The following is a 22,944-nucleotide window of genomic DNA, read 5'->3' as shown; positions in this document are numbered from 1 at the left end:
TCTCGTTTTTTTCCCGAGGCTTCGGTAGCTTGGTCGCAAAACGATAAGCAGCATCCCGAACGAGGAGCTCGAGCAGTGACCATGACCCCTTCCCGCAGGGCCGTTTTGACGGGCCTTTCCGCCACGCTTTTGACCGCATCTTGTGGTCTTCCCCGCTCTGGCCCCAACAAGCGCGAACTCTTCGCGGGCTCCGTGATGCGCAAGGGCGACGCCTTCGTCGTCAAGGTGAACGACTTCGTCACCCGCGCAACCGCCGTGCAACCGGCGCTCGGCTTTACCTCCAGTTTCATCAATGCTGGCCAGATCGGCTCCGACACGATCCGCCCGGGCGACACGCTTTCGCTGACGATCTGGGAGAACGTCGATGACGGGCTGCTCGCCAGCAAGGGCGCCAACGCGACCCAGCTGCAAGAGGTACAGGTCGATGGCGCGGGCTTCATCTTCGTTCCCTATGCGGGCCGCATCAAAGCCGCGGGCAACACGCCCGACGGGCTGCGCCGCATCATCACTACCAAGCTCGACGCGCAAACGCCGGACCCGCAGGTTCTCGTGACCCGCGTGGCCGGCGATGGCGCGACGGTTTCGGTGATGGGCGCGATCAACGGTCAAGGCGTCTACCCGATCGAGCGGCCCACCCGGACGCTTTCGGCGATGATCGCCAAGGCGGGCGGCGTATCGATCCCCCCCGAGGTCGCCAAGATCATCGTGACGCGCGGCGGCATGTCGGGCTCGATCTGGCTCAAGGATCTCTACGAGAACCCCAAGATGGACATCGCGCTGCGCAATGGCGACGTGATCCTCGTCGAGAAGGACCAGCGCGCCTTCACCTCGCTCGGCGCGACCGGTAAGCAGGCCCGCGTGCCCTTCGAGACCCAGACGCTTTCGGCGCTGGAGGCCATCGCAACGGTGGGCGGCTTGCAGTCGAACCTCGCCGATCCGACCGGCGTCTTCGTGCTGCGCAACGAGCCAGCCGATATCGCGATGAAGGTGCTTGGTCGCACCGACCTCGTCGGCGATCAGCGCATGATCTACGTGCTCGACCTGACCCAGCCCAACGGCATGTTCATGGCGCGTGATTTCGCGATCCGCGACGGCGACACGGTCTATGTCACCGAGGCGCCCTTCGTGCAGTGGCAGAAGACGCTCTCGGCGCTGACCCAACCGCTGGGCACGGTGAACACGCTCAATACGCTCGCCGGGAACTGATGCCCCGCGACAGAGACCAGAAGGCCGCCGGGGCGATCCCCCGGCGGCTTTTTTTCTACAATGGCGGGGTGCTGCGCCAGACGCGCCTGCGCGAGATTTTGCGCGCCGCGGGCCATGCGCCGCGCCTCGGCCTGCCCGGCCCCGACGATGGCGTGATGGTCTGGGGCCGCTCGCCCTATGCGGCGCGTGGCGAGGCGGTGGCCGCCAAGCGCGGCGTGCCGCTGATCCGGGTGGAGGATGCGTTTCTGCGCTCGATCCACCCGGGCCGGACCGGCGCGCCGCCTTTGGGCCTGATCCTCGATCCAATGGGCGTGCATTTCGACAGCGCCCAGCCCTCGCGGCTCGAACATCTCCTCGCGACCGAGCCGCTCGACGATAGCGCCGTCCTGCAGCGGGCCCGCGACGGGATCGCCCGGCTGAAAACCTCGGAGCTCTCGAAATACAACGATTTCGACCCGGACCTGCCCGTCCCCGATCCCGGCTATGTTCTGGTGATCGACCAGACGCGGGACGATGCCTCGATCACCCACGGCGGGGCGAGCGCCGCCACGTTCCGCGAAATGCTGGCCTATGCGCGGATCGAAAACCCCGGCGCGCACATCCTTATCAAGACCCATCCCGAAACCCGCGCCGGGCTGCGGGGCGGCCATTACGGGCCGGAAGATTGCGATGCGAATTCCGAGATTTACGACGCGCCGGTCTCACCATGGACCCTGCTCGAAGGCGCGATCGCGGTTTATACCGTGTCGTCGCTCATGGGCTACGAGGCGATCCTCGCAGGCCACAAGCCGCGCGTCTTCGGCCAACCGTTCTATGGGGGATGGGGGCTCACGCAGGACGAAAACCCCGTACCCCGCAGATCGCGCAGCCTGACCCGCGCGCAGATTTTCGCGGTGTCGCATATCCTCGCGCCGATCTGGTACGATCCTTGCCGCAAGCGCCTGTGCAGCTTCGAGGAGGCGGTGGATCAGCTCGAGGCCGAAACCCGCGCCTACCGCGAGGATCGGCAGGGCTACGTCGCGGGCGGCATGTCGCTGTGGAAACGCCCGCATCTGCGCAAGTTCTTCGGACATCACGAGTCGCTGCGGTTCAGCGAGACACCCGACCCGACGCGGCCCTTTCTTTACTGGGCCACGCGCGCGGCCCCAGACGACGACCGCGCCCCTATCCGCGTCGAAGACGGGTTTCTGCGCTCCCGTGGCCTCGGTGCCGAACTCGTCCCGCCGCTCTCGCTGATCGCGGATCGCACAGGCATCTTCTACGACCCGACCCGTCCCAGCGATCTGGAGGCACTGATCGCGCAGCCCTTACCGCCGGGTGGCGAGGTGCGGGTGCGCAAGCTCATCCAACGGATTACGACCGAAGGCCTGACCAAATACAATCTCGGCGGCGCGCTTCCCGAACTGCCCCAAGGCCATAAGATCCTCGTGCCCGGACAGGTCGAAGACGATGCCTCAATCCGCCTCGGCTCGGGGGAGACTTGCACAAATGCGATGCTTCTGGAGAGAACCCGGGCCGAAAACCCCGACGCAGTTATCCTTTTCAAACCTCACCCCGATGTCGTCGCGGGTCTGCGTCCCGGCGTCGTGCCCGAGGAGGTGGCGAAGATATACGCCGATATGATCCTGCCAGAAACCAACACCGCTGCGCTGATCGACGCGGTGGACGCGATCTGGACGATGACCTCCGGCCTCGGTTTCGAGGCGCTCTTGCGCGGCAAGGCCGTCACCACCCTCGGGGCGCCCTTCTATGCAGGCTGGGGGCTGACGTGCGATCTCGGGCCTGTTCCGGCGCGCAGAACGGCGCGCCCCGATCTGCTGCAGCTCACCCATGCCACGCTGATCGCCTATCCCCGCTATCTCGACCCGGTCAGCGGGCTGCCCTGCCCGGTCGAGGTCGCGCTGGATCGTCTGAGCGAGGGCCGCGCCCTACCGCGTGGGCCGCTCAACCGGATCGGTGCAAAGCTGCAAGGCGTGTTCGCGTCCTACGCGTGGCTCTGGCGCCGCCAGCGGTGAAGCAGGTCGTCGCCGATGGGGCGGCTTTCGACCAGCGTGTAGCGCGGCGCAGAGGCCAGCGCACTCAGCCCCATATCGCCGACCCCGGCGCGACCATCCGCGCCCAGCACCATGCCCGCCGTGAAGCCGATCAGCTCGTCCACCAGCCCGGCATTGATCAGAGAGGCCGCGAACTTACCGCCGCCCTCGCAGAACACGCGGGTCAGGCCGAACCCGGCCAGAGCCTCCATCAGCGCCAGCGGATCGAGACCGCCGCCAACTGTCTCGGCCACCTCGATCAGCTCCGCGCCCGCATCGCGCCAGTAATCTTTCGCCTCATCGGGAGCCTCGGCCCCATGGATCAGCCAGAGCGGCGCGACGTCCAGCGACCCGGCAAGCCGCTTGCGCGGTAGATCCAGTCCCGCCGAGGCCACGATCCGCAGAGGTTGGCGCAGCGGCGTGAAGCTGCGCACGGTCAGCAGCGGATCGTCGGCCCGTGCGGTCCCGCCGCCCACCATCACCGCGTCGAACTCGGCGCGCATCGCATGGACCAGCGCGCGCGATTGCGGCCCGGTGATCCATTGGCTCTCGCCGGTCGAGGTCGCGATGCGCCCGTCGAAACTGCTCGCAAGCTTCAGCGCGAGCCACGGACGCGCGCGGGTCACGCGGCTCAGGAACCCGGCCTGCAGATCGCGCGCCTCCGCCTCCATGAGCCCGGTTTCCACGTCGATCCCCGCGTCGCGCAGCATCGCATGACCGCCGCCCGAAACCCGCGGATCGGGGTCTTCCATCGCCGAGACGACACGCGCCACCCCGGCCTCGCGCAGTGCCATCGCGCAGGGCGGCGTCTTGCCGTAATGGGCGCAGGGTTCGAGCGTGACATAGGCCGTGGCGCCACGCGCCGCCTCCCCCGCCTGCGCGAGCGCACGCACTTCCGCATGGGGCCGCCCGCCCGGCTGGGTCCAGCCGCGCCCGACGACGCGCCCCTCGTTCACGATCACGCAGCCGACGGCCGGGTTCGGCCAGACATTGCCAAGGCCCCGGCGCGCAAGCGTCAGGGCCATCGACATGAACCGCCGGTCTTCTTCGGTCACTCGGGGTCGCCCGCCCCCGGCGGACGCAATTCGGAGACGAACTTGTCGAAGTCGTCCGCTTCCTGGAAGTTCTTGTAAACGCTGGCGAACCGGACGTAGCCGACCGTGTCGATCCGTGCGAGCGTCTCCATCACGATCTCACCGATCACCTTCGAGGAGATGTCGGTCTCGCCCATGCTTTCCAGACGCCGCACGATGCCGGAGATCATCTGGTCGATCCGCTCGGGTTCGACCGGGCGTTTCTGCATCGCGATCCGGATCGAGCGTTCGAGCTTGTCGCGATCGAAGTCCTCGCGCTTGCCGGAGGTCTTGATCACCACGAGATCGCGCAGCTGGACGCGTTCGTAGGTGGTGAAACGACCGCCGCAGGCTGGGCAGAACCGACGTCGCCGGATCGCGACGTGATCTTCCGCCGGACGGCTATCTTTCACCTGAGTATCGACATTTCCGCAAAATGGGCAGCGCATTCGCTTTCCCCCGTTCGTTGTCCCGCCTCACGATAGGGTCTGCATGCCCCTCTTATCCACAAGACCTTAGCCTAGCGTCGATGGTTTGGGTAGGAAAAATCTTTCGACCCCAGATGTGGCGGTTGCCTGTGGCGAATGAGACTCAGCGCAGGAGGGCCATGACCTCGCGGCGATGCGCGCGGCTGCGATGTTCGAAAAGGTAAATTCCCTGCCACGTTCCGAGCGCCATACGCCCTGAAATGACAGGAATCTGCAAGCTGACGGGTAAAAGCGCCGATTTGATATGGGCCGGCATGTCGTCCGGCCCCTCATAGGTATGGGTCAGGTAGGACATGCTGGGGTCGGTCGTGGGCGGCACGAGCCGATGAAAGAATTCGTTCAGATCGGTGCGCACTTCCGGGTCGGCATTTTCCTGGATCGCGAGGCTAGCCGAGGTATGGCGGATGAACAGTGTGAGCGACGCCTCCTCCGCATCGGCGCCCGCGACCCAAGCCGCCACGTCACGTGTGAACTCGTAGAGACCCGGGCCCGACGTCGCGATCTCGAAGCGGCGATGCATCAGCTTTTCGGCGCGGGACGCGCCTCGGAGCGATCCGTAGCGACGATCGCGAGGCATTCGGGATTGATATCCATGATCTTGCGCTCTTTCGCCCAAGCCGCATCGGTCTGGGCGCCGCTTAGCCCGCGCTTGACCATGGCCTTGGGTTGCGGCGTGCCGTCGCCGACGCCGGAGATCACTGAATAGGTGCCACCTGCCTCTTCCTGCACATAGAGGAAACAGGTACCCGCCTGATCCATGCGCGGCGTGCCCGATTCCATCGTGCCGACCTGACAGGCAGCGAGAACGAGAGGGGCGAGCAAGGCAGGCGCAAACTTGAACATGGTATCTCCGGTTATTGGGTCGCTTCAATTTGGACCGCCGCAAGACGACAGGCAACGCCTTTTGCCCACGCGCGCCACACGAATTAGGCCGCCACTACGCGTGGGAAACCTCGGCACTCTGGAACTGCGCGAGCAGGTAACTGAAACCGTAGCCGCAGGCGATGGAGGCGAAGATGATCTCACCGCCATCTTCGATCAAGCCGAGAAGCCATGAGAGCGGAGCGCCCTCGAACACGCTATGGATCGCGTCGAACCCCACTCCACAGATGATGAGACCGAAGATCGAAGCGGAAAAGCGAAGCACATAGAGGCGCTGCTCCGGCGACCCGAAGCGATAAGCGAGCCACAGAAGCGCGACAACAACGACGCCTTGTCCCGCGAAATACACAAGCTCTCCGATCGTCTGCGCGGCATGCGGATCGGCGATGACTTGTTCGAACACCCCTTCCCTCAGAAACCGGCCTGCGTGTTCGTGCAACTGCTTGCTGTCATCGGCAAGCAGAATGGCGAAGACGGCAAATATGAACACGCTCATGGCGTTCGGCTTTTTCAGGAACGACGCGAGCATGAACACCATGATCGCGGTCCATTTGAAGAACCCGAAATTCTCGGAAAAGCTGAGGTCGAGACCGATATCGAACCGCCAGAACTGTTCGGCGATCAGCCCGTCGCCATGATTGAGCCCCAAAACGTTGTAAGTGATGAAAATAGCCAGCAGCACTGCATCCACGAAAAGCAAAGCGAACAGAAACTTTCGCGTTAACTCGTCATTGAACGGTTTCAGCAGGGCTGGCGCGTAATTGCGCAGCCGCATTTAACTCCCCCCCAACGAACACCCCAATTGTCCGTAGGTTGACGATAACACGATCAGGGGAATTTCAAACTTTCCAGCAACTTGAGGGACGAAAAAGCCGTTCCACCCCCCGAAATGCTCAAGAAATGTGCGAAATATGCGGTTTAGGGGCCGCCGCCTTGACGCAGCAATGCAAGCGGACCGCCCTCCGTCACGGCACGTGAACGAGACCGTTCATCTTGCAGCCCAGCGGAGCAAGATCGGCTTCGACCGCGGCTTTATGCGCGTTGAATTCGACGTTATGGGCGTCGATCGCCTCTTGGCTCGGGGCATGGCCGGACTCGCGCTGCGCCGTGGTTTTCGCTTCCAGACGCGCGGCCTCTTCCTGATGATCGCTGGCGAAGACGGCCTTGGCTTTCTCCCAATTCTGGGCGATCTCGTCCTGGCTCTCCCCTTGGCAGGTGAAGAGATAGACCAGCTTGGCGGGCTTGTCGGGAATGTAGAACTGCGCGCGCTCGGATGCGCTGGCGGACCCAGCGACCAGAAGGGCTACAGCCACAAACGTAGTGAAGACTTTCATGCTCCCTCCCCCGGATGACATGAAAACGCCCCCGAAACCGGGGGCGTCCTGATCGAATGCTATTACTGGTCGAGGAACGAACGCATCTTGCGCGACCGGCTCGGATGCTTGAGCTTGCGCAGCGCCTTCGCCTCGATCTGACGGATACGTTCGCGGGTGACCGAGAACTGCTGCCCCACCTCTTCGAGCGTGTGGTCGGTGTTCATGCCGATACCGAAGCGCATCCGCAGAACCCGCTCCTCGCGCGGGGTGAGCGAGGCCAGAACCCGCGTCGTCGTCTCCTTCAGGTTCTCCTGAATGGCGGAGTCGAGCGGCAGAACGGCGTTCTTGTCCTCGATGAAATCGCCAAGCTGGCTGTCTTCCTCGTCGCCGATCGGCGTCTCGAGCGAGATCGGCTCCTTGGCGATCTTCATCACCTTGCGGACCTTCTCGAGCGGCATCTGCAGCTTGTCGGCCAGTTCTTCCGGCGTCGGCTCGCGGCCGATCTCGTGGAGCATCTGGCGACCGGTGCGGACCAGCTTGTTGATCGTCTCGATCATGTGGACCGGGATACGGATGGTGCGCGCCTGATCCGCGATCGAGCGGGTGATCGCCTGACGGATCCACCACGTCGCGTAGGTCGAGAACTTGTAGCCGCGACGATACTCGAACTTATCCACGGCCTTCATGAGGCCTATATTGCCTTCCTGAATGAGATCGAGGAATTGCAGGCCGCGGTTGGTGTATTTCTTCGCGATCGAGATCACGAGACGCAGGTTCGCCTCGACCATCTCTTTCTTGGCCTGACGGGCTTCTTTTTCGCCCTTCTGGACCTGCTGGACGATGCGGCGGAATTCGGAAATGTCGACGCCGACATACTGTCCGACCTGAGCCATCTCCCCGCGCAGCTCTTCGACCTTGTCGGCGGAACGCTCGAACAGGGACTGCCAAGCGCGGCCCGACTTTGCCTGCATCCGCTCGGACCAGCTGGGGTCCAGTTCGTAGCCGCGATACTCTTCGATGAACTCACGACGGTTGATGCGCGCCTGATCGGCGAGCTTCACCATGCCGCTGTCGATCGACATGATCTTGCGGTTGATGCCGTAGAGCTGGTCGATCAGCGCTTCGATCCGGTTGTTGTGCAGGTGAAGCGAGTTCACCAGTTCGACGATCTCGGAGCGCAGCTTCTGATAGGCGGCTTCCTCGGTGACAGAGAAGGAGCCATCCTCGTTCAGCGTCGCCGACATCCGCAGATCCTGCATTTCGGCAAGCTGAGCATAGTCGCGCGCGATCAGTTCGAGCGTCTCGAGAACACGCGGCTTCAGCGCGGCTTCCATCGCGGCGAGCGAAAGATTCGCGCCTTCGTCCTCGTCGTCATCGTCGGATTGGATCGGGTTGCCGTCCGCGTCGAGCTCAGGCTCCGAATTGCCGCTATCTTCGGATTTCTTGCTACCCTCTGTCGTCGCCTCGGCTCCGACGGTGGGCGGTGCGATTTCTTCTTCTTCGCCTTCGACCCCTTCGAGCGAGTTGCCGAAGGTGGTCTCGAGGTCGATCACGTCGCGCAGCAGAATTTCTTCGTTGAGAAGTTCGTCGCGCCAGATCGTGATGGCCTGGAAGGTCAGCGGGCTCTCGCAGAGGCCCGCGATCATCGTGTTGCGGCCAGCCTCGATGCGCTTGGCGATCGCGATTTCGCCCTCGCGCGACAGCAGCTCGACCGAGCCCATCTCGCGCAGATACATCCGCACCGGGTCATCGGTACGATCGAGCGTTTCCGAGCTGGTGGTCGAGACCGCGACTTCACGCGACCCCGAAGCCGTCGTCGCGACTTCGCCGCCCTGGCTGCTGCTTTCTTCCTCATCGGCCTCTTCGGCTTCGATGACGTTGATGCCCATTTCGGAGAGCATCGACATGACATCTTCGATCTGGTCCCCGGAGACCTGATCTTGCGGCATCACCTTGTTGAGCTGGTCATAGGTAATGAACCCGCGTTCCTTCGCCTCGGCGATCATCCGCTTCACGGCGGCCTGACTCATATCGAAGGACGTCGCGTCGTCGCTCGGGGTGTCGGATTTATTGTCGTCGATGTCTTTGGCGGCCATGTGGGCTCCTCGGTCAGGGCTTGGTTGGGCTCAAGCTATGACGAAAGCGAATCATATCTCGTCTGTGTATCGAATCGCGGCGGCGAATCACAGGGGCGCGAGGGCTGTGGACAGAAAGTTGATTCTGAATGTGTCCGCAACAATTCGCTTTTCCGTAATCCGTTGGCCCGCAGCCATCCGGCTCAATGTTTCTTACGCCAGATTTCCCCGTCGATCATGGCCTGAAGCGTTGCGGACAGCGCCGCTTGATCTTCGCCCATATCGGAGGAGTCCTCCAGTTTCGATCTCTCTGCACGATGGCGAAGCGATGCTGCTTGCGCCAGACGCCATGTCACGCCTTCGTCGGCAAGCCCCGCCAGATCCTCCATCGCATCGGCGACCTCTTCGCGCACGGCGCGAGCGGCGTCCAGCTTGGCCAGTTCCTCGGTCAGGCACATCCGCGCCAAATCGAGGTTCTCAGCGTTGCGAACCGGAGGGGCAGAGCGCAAATGGGGCAGGTTCAACAGTTTTTCAAGGTCGGCCGCCATTTCCGCGTAAAGGTTTTTCGCGATTTCCGGGGCGGGCGCGGCAACATGGGCGAGCATCCGGTGGCGCAGCTGATCATGCGTCGCGTCGCGCAGCGGCACGGCCTCCAGTTCCGCTTCGAATTCCGCGATCAGCGCCGGGTGGGTGACGCAGATGCCGAGGATCATCGCCTCGCGCAAATGCTCGGCCACGTCGCTCGGCGCGGTCGCCAGAAGCGAGGAGCGCGTCTCGGGCAAGGCTGGCGGCGGCGCACCGAAGCGGCCCTTGCCGCGCTTGCCGCCGGGGCCGAAACCGCCCGGCGTGAAGCCCCCGCGGGATCCTTGCGCACCGCCCTGTGGGCCAGCCTGCGGACCGGTGCCGAACAGCTCCCAGCGCAGGCGTTTGATCTCGTCCCCGTAATGGCCGCGAATCGAGGGATCCTGAATGCGCGCAATCGCGGCGCGCAGGCTCTTGTCCAGGGCCGCCCGGCGCTCGGGACTGTCGAAGACTTTCCCCTCGGTCTCGCGTTGCCACAGCAGCGAGACCATCGGCTTCGCCTCGGCGAGGATCGTCTCCATCGCCTCGCGGCCCTGCTTGCGGATCACGTCATCCGGGTCGAGCCCCGGCGGCATGATCGCGAAGCGCACGCCCTTCCCCGCCTCCAGCAGCGGCAGCGCGAGATCGATCACCCGCAGCGCCGCGCGCAGACCCGCCGTATCGCCATCGAGCGCGATGATCGGCTCGTCATGGATGCGCCACATCAGGCGCAGCTGATCTTCGGTGATCGCGGTCCCGAGCGGTGCGACCGCCCCGCCGAAGCCGCCCTCGACCATAGCGATCACATCCATATAGCCTTCGCAGACCACAAGCGGCGCGCCCTTGCCGCAGGCTTCGCGCGCGGGACCATGGTTATAGAGCGAGCGCCCCTTGTCGAAGAGCGCGGTCTCGGGCGAGTTGAGATATTTCGCCGGATCGTTCGGATCCATCGCCCGCCCGCCGAATGCGATGCAGCGCCCGCGCGGATCGCGGATCGGGAAGATGATACGGTTGCGGAAGACGTCGAAGGGTTCGCGTCCCTTCTGGCTGTCCTTCGCAAGCCCCGCGCCCTTGATCAGTTCGTCGGAGATCCCCTTCGCCTTGAGCGCATCGCGCAGCCCCTGCCAGCCGGGCGGGGCAAAGCCGATCTCAAAGCGGTCCACGGCGGGTTTGTTCAGGCTGCGCCCGGCCAGATAGTCGCGCGCGGCGCTTCCGGCCTGCGTGTTGAGATGAAGCCGGAAATACTTCACCGCCTCTTCCATCACATTGGCCAACTCGGTGCGCAGATCGGCCTTCTCCTGCGCCATCGGATCGCGCGCGGGCATCTGCATTCCGGCCTCACGGGCGAGGATCTCCACCGCCTCCATGAAGCTGACATTCTCGGTCTCGCGCACGAAGCTCAGCGCGTCGCCCTTCGCGTGACAGCCGAAGCAATAGTAATAGCCCTTGCGGTCATCGACATGGAACGAGGCCGATTTTTCCTGATGGAAGGGGCACGGCGCCCACATGTCGCCCTTGGCCTGGTTCGACTTGCGCATGTCCCAAATGACCTTGCGCCCCACGACCTGAGCGATCGAGGAACGGCTGCGCAATTCGTCGAGAAATCCGGGTGGCAGGCTCATGGTCTCTATATTGTCTCCATGTGCGGCAGAGTCGAGGGGACCCGCGGAGCTACCCACAGCTTTCGGCCTCGCGCGCGCCGAGAACTTCGCGTCAGCCGAAGGTGAGAAATCCGCCCCTTGAGGCGAGTTAACTTAGTTTAAACGACTCAGTCTCTAAGACGGCACCCAGCGTCAGAAGACCCTCAGATTGGTGGCCGATTGGGAAACTATCTCACACACACTGCGGCATTCCACATTTAAAGCACAACAATTCCATGAAGTTAGACAAGGTTTTGCCTTAATTTCGCCTCAGGAATTATGCAGTTTCATCCGGTGATTTTTTTACGAGTTTTCTCCGCTGGCGGCGAGGCCATGGGACAAGGAGAAGGAGGTCGGGGATGAGGGACAAAACCGAACAAAACGGCTTGGCACGCCGTATCGAAGCCGCGCGCGCCCGAATGGGGCGGTTCGCGCAGGACGAGGATGGAGCGGTTTTCATCTTCAGCCTGCAGGTTTTGATCGTGCTGATGGTCATTGGCGGCATTGCGATTGATTTCGTCCGCCAAGACGAACGCCGTACGCTTATCCAAAGTTCGCTCGACCGAGCCGCGCTCGCCGCCGCCAATCTGGATCAGACGCTCGATCCCGCGACCGTGGCGAAAGACTACCTCTCCACCAGCGGCCTCGACTATCTCAATATCGAGCCCGTGGTCGAAGAGGGCGCGCAGAAGGAATACCGCCGCGTATCGATGACCGCGCAGGATGACATGCCCACGATCTTCGGTGACCTGATCGGCTTCGGCGTCGATTCCTTCCGCTCCAACACCGCAGCCAAAGCCGAGGAATCCATCGGCAATGTCGAAATCTCGATGGTGCTCGACGTCTCCGGCTCGATGGGTCAAACGGATTCCGGCTCCTATTACGGCGAGACGAAGATCGCCTCGCTGCGCGATGCCGCGACGAATTTCACCAACAAGATGTTCGACAACGTTCAGCCTCCGGGCGCGCCGGCCGGTCGCCTTTCGATCTCGATCGTGCCCTACAACCAGCAGGTCTCGCTCGGCCCCGATCTGGCGGCGGCGTACAATCTGTCGAACGATCACAGCTACAACACCTGCGCCGACGTGCAGCTTCAGGGTTTCAACAGCGTGAGCCTGCCGACCACCGGCCTGCAGCGCACCATGTATGGCTGGAGCTATGATCTCGTTGGCCAAGGCTACGGCGTGTACAAAACACTCTCGGAATCCTCCGAGAACTGCTACGAGCACAGCTATTCTGACGTGATGGCCTTCGAAGACAATCAGAACGACGTCGTGAACAAGATTGCGTCGCTGCGTGCAGGTGGCGATACCGCGATCGACATCGGCGCTCGATGGGGCTTCGCGCTGCTCGACCCTTCGGCCAAACCGGTCTCCGCTGCTCTGGTCCAAAACGGGACGATTTCTGCTGATGTGGACGACCGCCCCCTGCCCTATCCGGCGACCGGTCAGAGCATCGATGAACGCTCGATGAAGGTGATGATCCTGATGACCGACGGTCAGAACACACGCACCTTCTCGACCTATATGAAGTACAGGACGGGCGATTCCGGCCTGTTCTCGATCGACAGTTCGACGGCGTTTAATGACGACAGCTCGACCATGTCGCACATGTACTGGTTCTCGCAGGAGCGCGCAGATCAGGGAGAGAAGCCCTATTACTCATTCGCCGATCGCAACTGGTATGCGCCCGAGGAGATCGGCGAGACCATCGCGACGAAAGTTTACGAGACGAAGTGCTATACGGATTGGCGGGGCCGCGAGCGTTGCTACCAGGACTCGCATTACGAGTATCAATTCGAGCCGCGTGATCTGCATGCGATCGACTGGCGCACCGTCTGGAGCAAGGGATGGACGCTGCAATATGTGATCCAGACCTTCCTTCTGCCGCCGCGCCAGCGCCTAGACCCGCAAGAATCCGTGGCTTCGATCTACGACGAGATGGCGATCTCCTCGATGTTCTCGGAGAAGGACAAGAACCTGCACGACGTGTGCCAGGCCGGGAAAAGCAAGGATATCATCGTTTTCACCGTGGCCGTGGACGCACCCCAGAGTGGCAAGACGGCGCTCGCCGATTGCAGCTCGGGTCCGAGCTACCAGTATGACGTCGACTCCGCCAATCTCGCGGATGCGTTTTCCTCGATCGCGACGCAGATCTCTACCCTGCGCCTGACGAACTGACCGGAGAGCGCAGAGCATGGCACTGAGGCTGACACATAAACGAGCCTTCCTGAGGGCGGAGGACGGGGCGGTGACGATCCCCGCCCTGCTCTGGATCGTGTTTCTGATCTTCTTCATGTTCGCCGGCATCGAGCTGGGCGTGATCTTCATCAAGCAGACCCTGCTGACCCGCGCGACCGAAGCCACGAGCCGGATCATCCGCATCGGGAACTACTCAAGCATCGACGAGAAAACGCTGCGCCACGAAATCTGCAAACAGGCGGGCTTCTTCGGGAACACCTGCATGAACCGGGTTTCGGTCGAGATGTTTCAGGTCGACAAGACGAACTGGACCTCCTCAATCGCCAATCACCCGGTGCGCTGCGAGGATTTCTCGGACGTAACCAAGCCACCGCCCTCCGGCACGCTGGAATCCGCCGCCCCGGATCAACTGATCCTCGTGCGGGTCTGCCTGCGCGAAAAGCCGATGCTGCTGGAAGATTTCATTGCGCAAGCTTTCCTCGAAGCATCGCCGGTCGGCGCGGATGGCGATTACGCCTTGGTGACAACGACCGCGATCGTGATCGAACCGGCAGTCGCCTCTGCTGCAGGAGGGACCTGAGCGATGGTCATGGCAAAGATGCGCAATGTGTTCCGCCGCTTCCGCGACGACGAGACCGGATCCATCCCGATCGAAGGGCTGATGGCCTTCATCATGCTGTCGGGCTGGCTGATCCTGTCGATCGAAATGTATGACGTGTTCAAAATTCGCGGCGCCGCGACACGGGCCAATGTAACGGTCTCGGACCTGATCTCGCGCGAACGGGATCCAATCGGCCCTAAATTCGTCTCAGGCATCAAACAGGTCTACGATTTTGCGACCGGCAATAGCGACCCGTCGCGCAGCTGGATGCGCGTGACCTTGGTGAGTTGCTGGGACGATCCGCAGGATTTGAACCACGCCTGCAACGATCCCACCGAAGGCAGCGACGCAAAAAAGGTGAAGCTGGACGATTCCTTTGCGACCGGCCTGGCGCAAAAGTACACGCAGGAGGCGCTCGATCTCGAGGCGGACCGCATTCCGGTCCTCGCGGCGGGCGACCAGGCGCTGATCGTGGAGACGTCCTACGCCTATGATCTCCCCTTCAAGCTGTCGGAAGCCTATAAAGCCTATCTGACGTCAATCGGGAAAGATCCGACCAAGCATTTCGTCGGCTTCCGCGATGCGATTTCGTTCGACAATTTCATCGTCACCCGGCCGCGCGTCGCCCGCCTGACGTGGAGCGACGCAGACTGAACGGCAGCGCGAACGCCGCGCTCAGCCGTGGTCGCGCCAGCGATTGACGATCGGATAACGGCGATCCAGCCAGAACGCCTTGCTCGACAGGCGCGTGCCCGGCGCGGACTGGTGGCGCTTCCACTCCGAGATATACAGCAGATGCTCGACCTTCTTGATCGTCTCGCGCTCGTAGCCCTCGGCCACGAGATCGGCGACCGAAGCGTCGCGCTCCACCAGCCCTTCGAGGATGCCATCGAGCACCGGATAGGGCGGCAGGCTGTCCTCGTCCTTCTGGTCGGGGCGTAGCTCCGCAGACGGCGGTTTGTCGATAATCTCGCGCGGGATCACCTCGCCTTCGGGGCCCTTCATCCAGTCGCGGTAATTGGCGTTGCGCCAGCGGCACGTCTCGAAAACGCGGGTCTTGTAGAGATCCTTGATCGGATTGTAGCCGCCCGCCATGTCGCCATAGATCGTCGCATAGCCCACGGCCATCTCGGATTTGTTGCCGGTGGTCAGAAGCATCTCGCCGAACTTGTTCGACAGCGCCATCAGCATCACACCGCGCAGGCGCGACTGGATGTTTTCCTCGGTCACGTCGGGCTCGGTGCCTTCCATCAGATGGGCAAGCGCATCCGAGACCGCATCGCGCGCGCCGTCGATCCGCACCGTGTCGAGGCGCATCCCCTGCCGCTTTGCCAGATCGGCCGCGTGATCGAGCGAGCCCTGCGAGGTGTATTCCGAGGGCAGCATCACGCAATGCACCGCCTCCGGCCCCAGCGCATCCGCCGCGATCGTCGCCACCAGCGCGGAGTCGATCCCGCCCGACAGGCCGAGCACGACCTTTGAGAAGCCCGACTTGCGCAGGTAATCGCCAAGGCTTTCGACCATGGCGCGGTAATCCTGCTCCCATTCCGAAGGCTGCGGATCGTCGCGGCCCGCGACGCAGGTCCAGCCCTCACCGTCGCGCTCGAAATCGACATGGTCGATGATCTCGTCGAAAGGCGCGAATTGCGCGGCCAGTTGCCCGTGACGGTTCAGCACGAAGCTAGCCCCGTCGAAGACCTGATCGTCCTGCCCACCGACCGAGTTGAGATAGGCGAGCGGCAGCCCGGTCTCGACCACGCGCGCGACCATATGGGTCATCCGCACGTCGAGCTTGCCCCGGTGATAGGGCGAACCGTTCGGCACGATCAGGATCTCGGCCCCGGTCTCGGCCAGCGTCTCGGCCACGTCGGGGTGCCACGCATCCTCGCAGATAGGCGTCCCGACCCGCACGCCGTTGATCGCGTAGGGCCCCGAGATCTGACCGGTATCATAGATGCGATACTCGTCGAAAATCCCGTGATGCGGCAGATCGTGTTTCAGCATCCGCGCGACCAGCGCGCCGTCTTTCCAGACCCAATAGGCGTTATACTGCCCCTGCTCGGTCCAGTAGGGCCCGCCGATGCCCAGCGCCGGACCGTCCGTGATCCGCGCGCCCAGCGCCTCCATCGCGGCGACCGCGTCGCGCACGAAAGCGGGCTTCGCGATCAGGTCCTGCGTCTGGTAGCCGGTCAGGAACATCTCGGGCAGCACGACCATGTCGGCGCCCGCGCGCTTGCCCTCTTCCCAAGCGGCGAAGGCCTTCTCGGCATTGGCCTCCAGCGCGCCCACGGTGGGGTTGAGCTGGGCCATGGTGAGGCGGAAACGATCGGCCATAAGCGTCCTCGGGGCTGTTATCGCCCTCTCATTTAGCAGAAAACGCTGGGGTGAAAAGGGGATGGCTGCCCTGCATTTGCCGCCCCTCCCGTGACGCCCCTCAACGCGACCGCCCCGACACCGCCCCCTGCCCGCTTGTCAGGCTATCCCCGCGCAATTAACCTTTCCCCAAGCACGGCAGAGCGCGAATCCACGCGCTCGCGAGACCGGGGCACAGGCAGCACCATCAGGGGGCACGCATGGCAGGCGCGCAGCTTCGCATCGCGACATTGGCAGTTCTGATCGGCTGGACCGCGCAGATCGCGCCGGCGCAAGAGGTCATCACCAAGCAATACGATGACGGCGGCCTCTATGAGGGCACCTTCACCGATGGCAAGCAGGACGGCTATGGCAGCTACAAGCTGCCCTCGGGCTACGAATACGAAGGCCAATGGGTGATGGGCGAGATCAAGGGCAAGGGCCGCGCGCGCTTCCCCAACGGCTCGATCTACGAGGGCGAGTTCGACCACGGCAAACCCAACGGCAAGGGCAAGATCACCTTCGCCGATGGCGGCACCTACGAGGGCGACTGGCTCAACGGTCAGATCACCGGCACCGGCACCGCGCATTACGCCAACGGCTCGGTCTATCAGGGCCAGTTCCGCAACGCGATGCATGACGGCAAGGGCACCTTGGAGAGCGCGAACGGCTATCGCTACGAGGGCGACTGGCTGGGCGGCGTCAAGCAGGGCAACGGCAAGATTACCTATCCCGACGGCTCCACCTATGAGGGCCAGATGGCGCATGGCCAGCGCGACGGCACCGGGACGCTCACGATGGCGGACGGGCTGACCTATGTCGGCGACTGGAAGGCCGGCCAGATGAACGGCCGCGGCAAGCTGACCCAACCCAATGGCGATGTCTACGAAGGCCAGATGGTCAACGGCAAGCGCCACGGCGCGGGCAAGGTCACCTATGCCAATGGCGACACCTATGAGGGGGACTTCCTGCTCGACAAGCGCCACGGCACCGGCACGTTCCGCGGCAAGGACGGCTATGTCTATACCGGCCAATGGAAGGAAGGCCGCATCGAAGGTCAGGGCAAGGTGCAATATCCCGACGGCTCGGTCTATGAGGGCAGCTTCAAGAACGACCTGCCCGACGGTCAGGGCAAGATCACCTATCCCGACGGCTCCAGCTACGAGGGCGGCTGGGCGCATGGCGTCATTCAGGGCACCGGCACCGCGCGCTACGCGAACGGGCTCGTCTATGAGGGCGAGTTCAAGAACGCGCGCAATGACGGGAAGGGCAAGATGACCTACCCGGACGGCTACAGCTACGAGGGCGACTGGGTGAACGGGCAGCGCGAGGGCCAAGGCACCGCGCGCTATGCCGATGGCACGACCTATGAGGGCGCCTTCAAGAACGGCCAGCGCGACGGGACCGGCAAGCTGACCATGCCCGATGGATTCACCTATGAGGGCGAGTGGCGCAACGGCGCGATCGACGGGCAAGGCCGCGCGACCTATGCCAATGGCGACACCTATGTGGGCAGCTTTTCGAATGGCAAACGCGAAGGGCAAGGCACGATGACCTATGCCTCCGGGAATGTCGCGAGCGGCGAATGGTCGAACGACAAGCTTCAGGATACCAGCGCGCCTGCCACGCAGCCCACGCCCGATGCCAGCGCCGAGACCCCGCCGGCCCCGGCGAACGAACCGGCCACGGCGCAGCCTTCCGCGAACTGACCGCTTTGCTGGGCAGGCGCGCTACAGCGCTTCGCCCTTGTCGAGCTTCGCGAGCACCGCCTCCGCTGTCTTCAGCTTGGCCTCCCCCGTCTCTTTCTTCTGCTTGTCCCAGTTGCGATAGACCAGCCCCATGCGCGGATTTCCCTCGAAGCGGTCGCGATGCCGGTCGAGGAAATGCCAGTAGAGGCTGTTGAACGGGCAAGCCCCCTCGCCATCCTTCGCCTTCACGTCATAGGCGCAGCCGCCACAATAGTCCGACATCTTGTCGATATAGGCACCCGAGGAAATGTAGGGTTTCGAGGCCACCACCCCGCCATCCGCGAACTGGCTCATCCCCGCCGTGTTCGGCGCCTCCACCCACTCATAGGCGTCGATATAGACCGCGAGATACCAATCCTGCACTTGGCGCGGGTCGATCCCGGCCAGCAGCGCAAAATTGCCTGTGACCATCAGACGCTGGATGTGATGCGCATAGGCCAGATCGCGGGTCTGCCCGATCGCGGCCTTCATGCAGGCCATGTCGGTCTCGCCCGACCAGTAGAACCACGGCAGGTCGCGCTTGTGGTGCAGCGCATTGCGCGAAGTATAATCGGGCCCCTCAAGAAAGTAGATTCCGCGCATATATTCGCGCCAACCAAGGATCTGCCGGATGAACCCCTCCACAGAATTGATCGGCGCATCGCCCTCCTTGTAGACCTCTTCCGCGGCCTTGCAGACCTCCAGCGGCGAGAGCAGCCCGAGATTGATGCACGATGACAGGATCGAGTGATGCAGCAGCCGGTCCTCGGCCAGCATCGCATCCTGATAGGTTCCGAAATCGCGCAGGTTATGGGCAATGAAATGCTCCAGCGCGCGTTCGGCCTGCGCGCGACTGACCGGCCAGTTGAACTCTTCGAGCGATCCGAAATTGTCAGGGAATTCCGCCTCGACCATATCGAGCACCTCCTGTACCAGCGCATCCTTGCGGAAGGTCGGCGCGGGCTCGCGGAACAGGTCGGGTTGGGCGGGCTTGCGGTTTTCCTTGTCGAAGTTCCACTCACCGCCCGCCGGATCGTCGCCTTCCATCAAGAGTCCCGTCTCGCGGCGCATCTCGCGGTAGAACCACTCCATGCGCAGCTCCTTGCGCCCCTCGGCCCACTCCGCGAAGCGTTTCTCGGAGCAGATAAAGCGGTCGTCGGGCAGTTGCCGGATTTTCAACGGCGCGCTCTCGAAGGCCTGCCGCAGCCGCCATTCGCCGGGGGCGAGCGTCACGACCTCCTCGGCCCCCTCCTCCTCGGCGCGGCGGGCGAATTCGCCCACCAGCGAGCCCGCGTTGTCGTCGTCGGTCAGCTTCGTATAGCGAACCTGCCAGCCGTCGCGCTCCAACTCGTCGGCGAAGCGGCGCATGGCGGCGAAGGTCAGCGCCAGCTTCTGCTTGTGATGGCCGGTATAGGTCGCCTCTTCGCGCACCTCGGCCATGACCACCACATCCGCATCCTTGTCGCCGCAGCGCAAAGCCGCGCCATCATGGCTCAGCTGGTCGCCCAGCACCGCGATCAGCTTAGTCATAGATCATCTTTCGGGTCATGCCGCCATCGACGACCAACACCTGCCCCGTCACGAAGCCGGCATCGGCAAGGTACAACACCGCGTCGGCGATGTCGGAAGGCTCGCCCACCCGGCCCACCGGATGCTGCGCGTGATCCTCTTCGCTCAAGGCCTCGCCGCCCGAATTGATCCAGCCGGGCGCGATCGCGTTCACCCGCACTTCCGGCCCGAGGCTCACCGCCATCGCGTGGGTCAGCGACGTGACGCCGCCCTTCGCCGCCGCATAGGCGAAGGTGTCAGGCTCGGATTGCAGCGCGCGCGTCGAGGCCATGTTGACCACCGCGCCGCGACCCTTGCGCAAGGCGGGCAGAGCCTCGCGCGTCATCAGGAACGTGCCCGTCAGATGCGGGTCGATCCACCTATGCCACGCTTCCAGCGTCAGTTCCTCCAGCGGTCCGCATTCGGGATTGGCCGGACCGCCATTATTCACCAAGAGATCGAGCGTCTCGAACCCGGCCTCCGCGACGGCGGCGCGAATGTCATCCTCGCTCCCTAGATCGCAGCGGATCGCCTGCAAGCCTTCGCGCGCCTCCAGCGGGTCGATATCCAGATCGAGCGCCGCGACCTGCCAGCCGCGATCCAGCAGCGCCTCGGTGATCGCGCGGCCGATCCCGCGCGCGGAGCCGGTGACGATGGCGTTTCGGGTTACCATGGGATCTCCTTGCCTGCGTAATCGTAAAACCCGCCCGATTGCGCGGGGGTCAGCCCGTCCAGCACATCCAGCAACCGGCGCGCGGCGTCTTCCGGGGCGAGCTTGTCGCGCGGGTAATCGGCGGTAAAGGGGGTGTCGACCGTGCCGGGATGCAGCGCCGCGACCACGAGCTGCTTGTGAGAGCGCCCCAGTTCGACCGCCGCGCCGTGCAGCACCTGGTTCAGCGCCGCTTTCGAGGTCCGATAGCTATACCAGCCGCCCAAGCCGTTATCCCCGATCGAGCCGACCCGCGCCGAGAGCGCCGCAAACCGTGCGGGCTGGTCGCGGGGCAACAGGCGGGCGGCGTGTTTCAGCACCAGCGCCGGCCCCATCGCATTCACGGCGAACTGGGTCTGCAATTCCGCGGGCGTGAGCTGCGACAGCGCCTTTTCCGGCGTGCCAAGTGCGCCCGAGGCCACGAAGATCAGATCGACCGGCCCGTCGATCCCGCGCAGACCCGCCTCGACCGAACGCTCATCCGTCACATCGAATCCATCGCGCGACCGCGACAACCCCTTCAGCGCGAAGCCGCGCGCTTCCAGCTCGGCCCGGATCGCCGAACCGATCCCGCCCGTATCCCCGATCACGATTGCCTGACCTGCCACCGTTCCCTCCGTCATATGCGCCCAAAGGCTACGCGCCCCCGCCGCGAGCGGTTCCTTTTTTGCTTTTCATTTATCACTTGGCGCCTATAGTGCCCCTCATGACACGGGTTAAGCATATTCAACTCACCGCAGCCGGGGCGCTCGCCCAAGGCGCGATGCCCCGTGGTCTCCTTCTTCTTAGCAGCCTCTGAGCGTGCCTTCGGGCGCGAACGCTCAGGGGTAACCAGCGCCCGGACAACTTTCGAAAGCCACCGCGCAATGCTGGCCTTCGGGACCAAGTAACGCTAAGAGCCAAGACGAAAGAGACTAGCAGATGGCCCAGACCATGATCGACAAAAACCGCGTTCTGATTTTCGACACGACCCTGCGTGATGGCGAGCAATCGCCGGGCGCGACGATGACCCATGACGAGAAGCTCGAGATCGCCGATCTGCTCGACGAAATGGGCGTGGATATCATCGAGGCCGGCTTCCCCATCGCCTCGGAGGGCGATTTCGAAGCCGTCAGCGATATAGCGAAACGCGCCAAGTTCTCGACGATTTGCGGGCTCGCCCGCGCGAAGCTGCCCGATATCGACCGCTGCTGGGAAGCCGTGCAGCACGCGAAATCGCCGCGCATCCACACCTTCATCGGCACGTCGCCGCTGCACCGCGCGATCCCGAACCTGACGATGGACGAGATGGCCGACGTCATCCACGAGACCGTCAGCCACGCGCGCAACCTGTGCGACAACGTGCAATGGTCGCCGATGGATGCGACCCGGACCGAGCATGACTACCTCTGCCGCGTCGTCGAGATCGCGATCAAGGCGGGTGCGACCACGATCAACATCCCCGATACGGTTGGCTATACCGCGCCGACTGAATCCGCCGATCTGATCCGGATGCTGCTCGAGCGGGTGCCGGGCGCCGACGAGATCATCTTCGCGACGCACTGCCACAACGATCTGGGCATGGCGACGGCGAACGCGCTGGCCGCGGTCGATGCCGGTGCGCGTCAGATCGAATGCACGATAAACGGTCTGGGCGAGCGCGCGGGCAACACCGCGCTCGAAGAAGTGGTCATGGCGATGAAGGTTCGTCAGGACATCATGCCCTACCAGACCCACATAGACACGACGAAGATCATGAACATCTCGCGCCGCGTGGCGCAGGTTTCGGGCTTCCCGGTGCAGTTCAACAAGGCGATCGTCGGCAAGAACGCCTTCCTGCACGAAAGCGGCATCCACCAGGATGGCGTCCTGAAGAACGTCGAGACCTTCGAGATCATGAAGCCCGCCGATATCGGCCTCAACGAGGCGAATATCGCGATGGGCAAGCACTCGGGCCGCGCTGCGCTGCGCGCGAAGCTCAAGGATCTGGGCTACGAGCTGGGCGACAACCAGCTCAAGGACGTCTTCGTCCGCTTCAAGGCGCTGGCCGACCGCAAGAAGGAAATCTACGACGAGGACCTGATCGCGCTGATGACCGACAGCGCCGCGAACACCGCCGATGACTACCTGCAGGTGAAATGGTTGCGCGTGGTCTGCGGCTCGGACGGGCAGGAAGCCGAGCTGAAGATGCTTGTCGACGGCGAGGAGAAATCCAGCAAGTGCCAAGGCGACGGCCCGGTCGATGCGGTCTTCAACTGCGTCAAGGAAATCTACCCGACGCATGCGAAGCTGAAGCTCTATCAGGTGCATGCGGTGACCGAAGGCACCGACGCACAAGCGACCGTTTCGGTCCGCCTCGAGGAAGACGGGCGGATCGGCACGGGGGCGGCGTCGGATACCGACACGATCCTCGCGAGCGTGAAGGCCTATGTCGGCGCGCTCAACCGCCTGCGCTTCCGCAGCCAGAAAACCGCGCCCGACGCGGATGTGAAAACGGTGAGCTACAAGCTCTGAGCCGACCACCAGTTGCACAGGTTTCGGGCAGCCCGCGAA

Annotated in this window: 19 protein-coding genes; 7 read left to right on the top strand and 12 right to left on the bottom strand. The window is 63.5% G+C overall.

Going from position 1 to position 22,944, the window contains the following annotated elements:
• The first annotated feature begins 81 nt into the window (after window positions 1-81).
• Together ACZ7GB_RS07755 and ACZ7GB_RS07750 are read left to right on the top strand one after the other, a co-directional pair.
• Entirely contained in the window at window positions 82-1,206 is a 1,125-nt protein-coding gene (locus tag ACZ7GB_RS07755; protein WP_472158467.1) for a polysaccharide biosynthesis/export family protein, read from the top strand.
• Window positions 1,206-3,221: a capsular polysaccharide biosynthesis protein gene (locus ACZ7GB_RS07750; RefSeq protein ID WP_472158159.1), complete on the top strand. Its 2,016-nt coding sequence runs from the start codon at window positions 1,206-1,208 to the stop codon at window positions 3,219-3,221. Before ACZ7GB_RS07755 ends, ACZ7GB_RS07750 begins: the two co-directional genes overlap by 1 nt.
• Here the strand turns inward: ACZ7GB_RS07750 and ribD are convergent.
• The 8 genes from ribD to dnaG form a co-directional block, all read right to left on the bottom strand.
• A complete protein-coding gene (ribD, locus tag ACZ7GB_RS07745) occupies window positions 3,191-4,294 on the bottom strand; it encodes a bifunctional diaminohydroxyphosphoribosylaminopyrimidine deaminase/5-amino-6-(5-phosphoribosylamino)uracil reductase RibD (RefSeq protein WP_472158158.1) in 1,104 nt (367 codons plus the stop codon). The genes ACZ7GB_RS07750 and ribD overlap by 31 nt on opposite strands.
• Complete coding sequence (nrdR, locus tag ACZ7GB_RS07740) at window positions 4,291-4,761, bottom strand: transcriptional regulator NrdR (RefSeq protein WP_075774214.1); 471 nt, start codon at window positions 4,759-4,761, stop codon at window positions 4,291-4,293. Before nrdR ends, ribD begins: the two co-directional genes overlap by 4 nt.
• 142 nt (window positions 4,762-4,903) lie before the next feature.
• Window positions 4,904-5,320 carry a secondary thiamine-phosphate synthase enzyme YjbQ gene (locus ACZ7GB_RS07735; protein ID WP_472158157.1) on the bottom strand — a complete coding sequence of 139 codons (417 nt, stop codon included), beginning with the start codon at window positions 5,318-5,320 and terminating at the stop codon, window positions 4,904-4,906.
• Window positions 5,320-5,643: a hypothetical protein gene (locus tag ACZ7GB_RS07730; protein WP_472158156.1), complete on the bottom strand. Its 324-nt coding sequence runs from the start codon at window positions 5,641-5,643 to the stop codon at window positions 5,320-5,322. The genes ACZ7GB_RS07735 and ACZ7GB_RS07730 overlap by 1 nt, the downstream gene beginning before the upstream one ends.
• 94 nt (window positions 5,644-5,737) lie before the next feature.
• Window positions 5,738-6,457, bottom strand: a complete 720-nt coding sequence (locus tag ACZ7GB_RS07725) for a hypothetical protein (RefSeq protein ID WP_347430553.1) — start codon at window positions 6,455-6,457, stop codon at window positions 5,738-5,740.
• A 190-nt stretch (window positions 6,458-6,647) separates the two neighbouring features.
• Window positions 6,648-7,016, bottom strand: coding sequence for a hypothetical protein (locus tag ACZ7GB_RS07720; protein WP_472158155.1), 369 nt, complete (start codon window positions 7,014-7,016; stop codon window positions 6,648-6,650).
• A 62-nt stretch (window positions 7,017-7,078) separates the two neighbouring features.
• Window positions 7,079-9,094, bottom strand: a complete 2,016-nt coding sequence (gene rpoD / locus ACZ7GB_RS07715) for an RNA polymerase sigma factor RpoD (protein WP_078548183.1) — start codon at window positions 9,092-9,094, stop codon at window positions 7,079-7,081.
• A 182-nt stretch (window positions 9,095-9,276) separates the two neighbouring features.
• A complete protein-coding gene (gene dnaG / locus ACZ7GB_RS07710; protein WP_078548185.1) occupies window positions 9,277-11,256 on the bottom strand; it encodes a DNA primase in 1,980 nt (659 codons plus the stop codon).
• A gap of 377 nt (window positions 11,257-11,633) precedes the next feature.
• Here dnaG and ACZ7GB_RS07705 point away from each other — a divergent pair, with 377 nt between their 5' ends.
• The 3 genes from ACZ7GB_RS07705 to ACZ7GB_RS07695 are packed head-to-tail and all read left to right on the top strand — an operon-like array spanning window position 11,634 to window position 14,730.
• Complete coding sequence (locus ACZ7GB_RS07705) at window positions 11,634-13,454, top strand: TadE/TadG family type IV pilus assembly protein (RefSeq protein WP_078548187.1); 1,821 nt, start codon at window positions 11,634-11,636, stop codon at window positions 13,452-13,454.
• Between the two features lie 16 nt (window positions 13,455-13,470).
• Window positions 13,471-14,055: a TadE/TadG family type IV pilus assembly protein gene (locus ACZ7GB_RS07700; RefSeq protein ID WP_143595003.1), complete on the top strand. Its 585-nt coding sequence runs from the start codon at window positions 13,471-13,473 to the stop codon at window positions 14,053-14,055.
• A 9-nt stretch (window positions 14,056-14,064) separates the two neighbouring features.
• Window positions 14,065-14,730 (top strand): hypothetical protein, encoded by a 666-nt coding sequence (locus tag ACZ7GB_RS07695; protein WP_472158154.1) that lies wholly within the window; start codon window positions 14,065-14,067, stop codon window positions 14,728-14,730.
• 21 nt (window positions 14,731-14,751) lie between these two features.
• On the opposite strand, the gene ACZ7GB_RS07690 is transcribed toward ACZ7GB_RS07695, so the two are convergent.
• Complete coding sequence (locus ACZ7GB_RS07690) at window positions 14,752-16,410, bottom strand: NAD+ synthase (protein ID WP_472158153.1); 1,659 nt, start codon at window positions 16,408-16,410, stop codon at window positions 14,752-14,754.
• A 239-nt stretch (window positions 16,411-16,649) separates the two neighbouring features.
• Here ACZ7GB_RS07690 and ACZ7GB_RS07685 point away from each other — a divergent pair, with 239 nt between their 5' ends.
• The gene (locus tag ACZ7GB_RS07685; protein ID WP_472158152.1) at window positions 16,650-18,137 is read left to right on the top strand and encodes an MORN repeat-containing protein; all 1,488 of its coding nucleotides are present in this window, start codon (window positions 16,650-16,652) and stop codon (window positions 18,135-18,137) included.
• Between the two features lie 21 nt (window positions 18,138-18,158).
• Here ACZ7GB_RS07685 and ACZ7GB_RS07680 read toward each other — a convergent pair whose 3' ends face one another.
• Genes ACZ7GB_RS07680 through ACZ7GB_RS07670 form a run of 3 tightly spaced genes read right to left on the bottom strand, consistent with a single transcriptional unit; the run spans window position 18,159 to window position 21,035 of the window.
• A complete protein-coding gene (locus ACZ7GB_RS07680; RefSeq protein WP_472158151.1) occupies window positions 18,159-19,685 on the bottom strand; it encodes a cryptochrome/photolyase family protein in 1,527 nt (508 codons plus the stop codon).
• Window positions 19,678-20,376, bottom strand: coding sequence for an SDR family NAD(P)-dependent oxidoreductase (locus ACZ7GB_RS07675; RefSeq protein ID WP_472158150.1), 699 nt, complete (start codon window positions 20,374-20,376; stop codon window positions 19,678-19,680). The genes ACZ7GB_RS07680 and ACZ7GB_RS07675 overlap by 8 nt, the downstream gene beginning before the upstream one ends.
• The gene (locus ACZ7GB_RS07670) at window positions 20,370-21,035 is read right to left on the bottom strand and encodes an SDR family NAD(P)-dependent oxidoreductase (protein WP_472158149.1); all 666 of its coding nucleotides are present in this window, start codon (window positions 21,033-21,035) and stop codon (window positions 20,370-20,372) included. Before ACZ7GB_RS07670 ends, ACZ7GB_RS07675 begins: the two co-directional genes overlap by 7 nt.
• 310 nt (window positions 21,036-21,345) lie before the next feature.
• Between ACZ7GB_RS07670 and ACZ7GB_RS07665 the strand changes: the two genes are divergently transcribed.
• Entirely contained in the window at window positions 21,346-22,905 is a 1,560-nt protein-coding gene (locus tag ACZ7GB_RS07665; protein WP_078542099.1) for a 2-isopropylmalate synthase, read from the top strand.
• The last annotated feature ends 39 nt before the right edge of the window (window positions 22,906-22,944 follow it).

This window comes from Thioclava sp. PTB-PU3-1 (assembly GCF_055666785.1).
Note: the sequence above shows the minus strand (reverse complement) of the source record. Positions and strands in the feature narration are given on the sequence as shown.

Bases quoted from the DNA above. Each gene is read 5' to 3' on its own strand.
- nrdR (WP_075774214.1), bottom strand. From the start codon at position 4,761: ATGCGCTGCCCATTTTGCGGAAATGTCGATACTCAGGTGAAAGATAGC.
- dnaG (WP_078548185.1), bottom strand. From the start codon at position 11,256: ATGAGCCTGCCACCCGGATTTCTCGACGAATTGCGCAGCCGTTCCTCG.
- ACZ7GB_RS07755 (WP_472158467.1), top strand. From the start codon at position 82: ATGACCCCTTCCCGCAGGGCCGTTTTGACGGGCCTTTCCGCCACGCTT.
- ACZ7GB_RS07735 (WP_472158157.1), bottom strand. From the start codon at position 5,320: ATGCATCGCCGCTTCGAGATCGCGACGTCGGGCCCGGGTCTCTACGAG.
- ACZ7GB_RS07700 (WP_143595003.1), top strand. From the start codon at position 13,471: ATGGCACTGAGGCTGACACATAAACGAGCCTTCCTGAGGGCGGAGGAC.
- ACZ7GB_RS07720 (WP_472158155.1), bottom strand. From the start codon at position 7,016: ATGAAAGTCTTCACTACGTTTGTGGCTGTAGCCCTTCTGGTCGCTGGG.
- ACZ7GB_RS07690 (WP_472158153.1), bottom strand. From the start codon at position 16,410: ATGGCCGATCGTTTCCGCCTCACCATGGCCCAGCTCAACCCCACCGTG.
- ACZ7GB_RS07685 (WP_472158152.1), top strand. From the start codon at position 16,650: ATGGCAGGCGCGCAGCTTCGCATCGCGACATTGGCAGTTCTGATCGGC.
- ACZ7GB_RS07750 (WP_472158159.1), top strand. From the start codon at position 1,206: ATGCCCCGCGACAGAGACCAGAAGGCCGCCGGGGCGATCCCCCGGCGG.
- ACZ7GB_RS07670 (WP_472158149.1), bottom strand. From the start codon at position 21,035: ATGACGGAGGGAACGGTGGCAGGTCAGGCAATCGTGATCGGGGATACG.
- ACZ7GB_RS07675 (WP_472158150.1), bottom strand. From the start codon at position 20,376: ATGGTAACCCGAAACGCCATCGTCACCGGCTCCGCGCGCGGGATCGGC.
- ACZ7GB_RS07680 (WP_472158151.1), bottom strand. From the start codon at position 19,685: ATGACTAAGCTGATCGCGGTGCTGGGCGACCAGCTGAGCCATGATGGC.
- ACZ7GB_RS07730 (WP_472158156.1), bottom strand. From the start codon at position 5,643: ATGTTCAAGTTTGCGCCTGCCTTGCTCGCCCCTCTCGTTCTCGCTGCC.
- ACZ7GB_RS07665 (WP_078542099.1), top strand. From the start codon at position 21,346: ATGATCGACAAAAACCGCGTTCTGATTTTCGACACGACCCTGCGTGAT.
- ACZ7GB_RS07695 (WP_472158154.1), top strand. From the start codon at position 14,065: ATGGCAAAGATGCGCAATGTGTTCCGCCGCTTCCGCGACGACGAGACC.
- ACZ7GB_RS07705 (WP_078548187.1), top strand. From the start codon at position 11,634: ATGAGGGACAAAACCGAACAAAACGGCTTGGCACGCCGTATCGAAGCC.
- ACZ7GB_RS07725 (WP_347430553.1), bottom strand. From the start codon at position 6,457: ATGCGGCTGCGCAATTACGCGCCAGCCCTGCTGAAACCGTTCAATGAC.
- rpoD (WP_078548183.1), bottom strand. From the start codon at position 9,094: ATGGCCGCCAAAGACATCGACGACAATAAATCCGACACCCCGAGCGAC.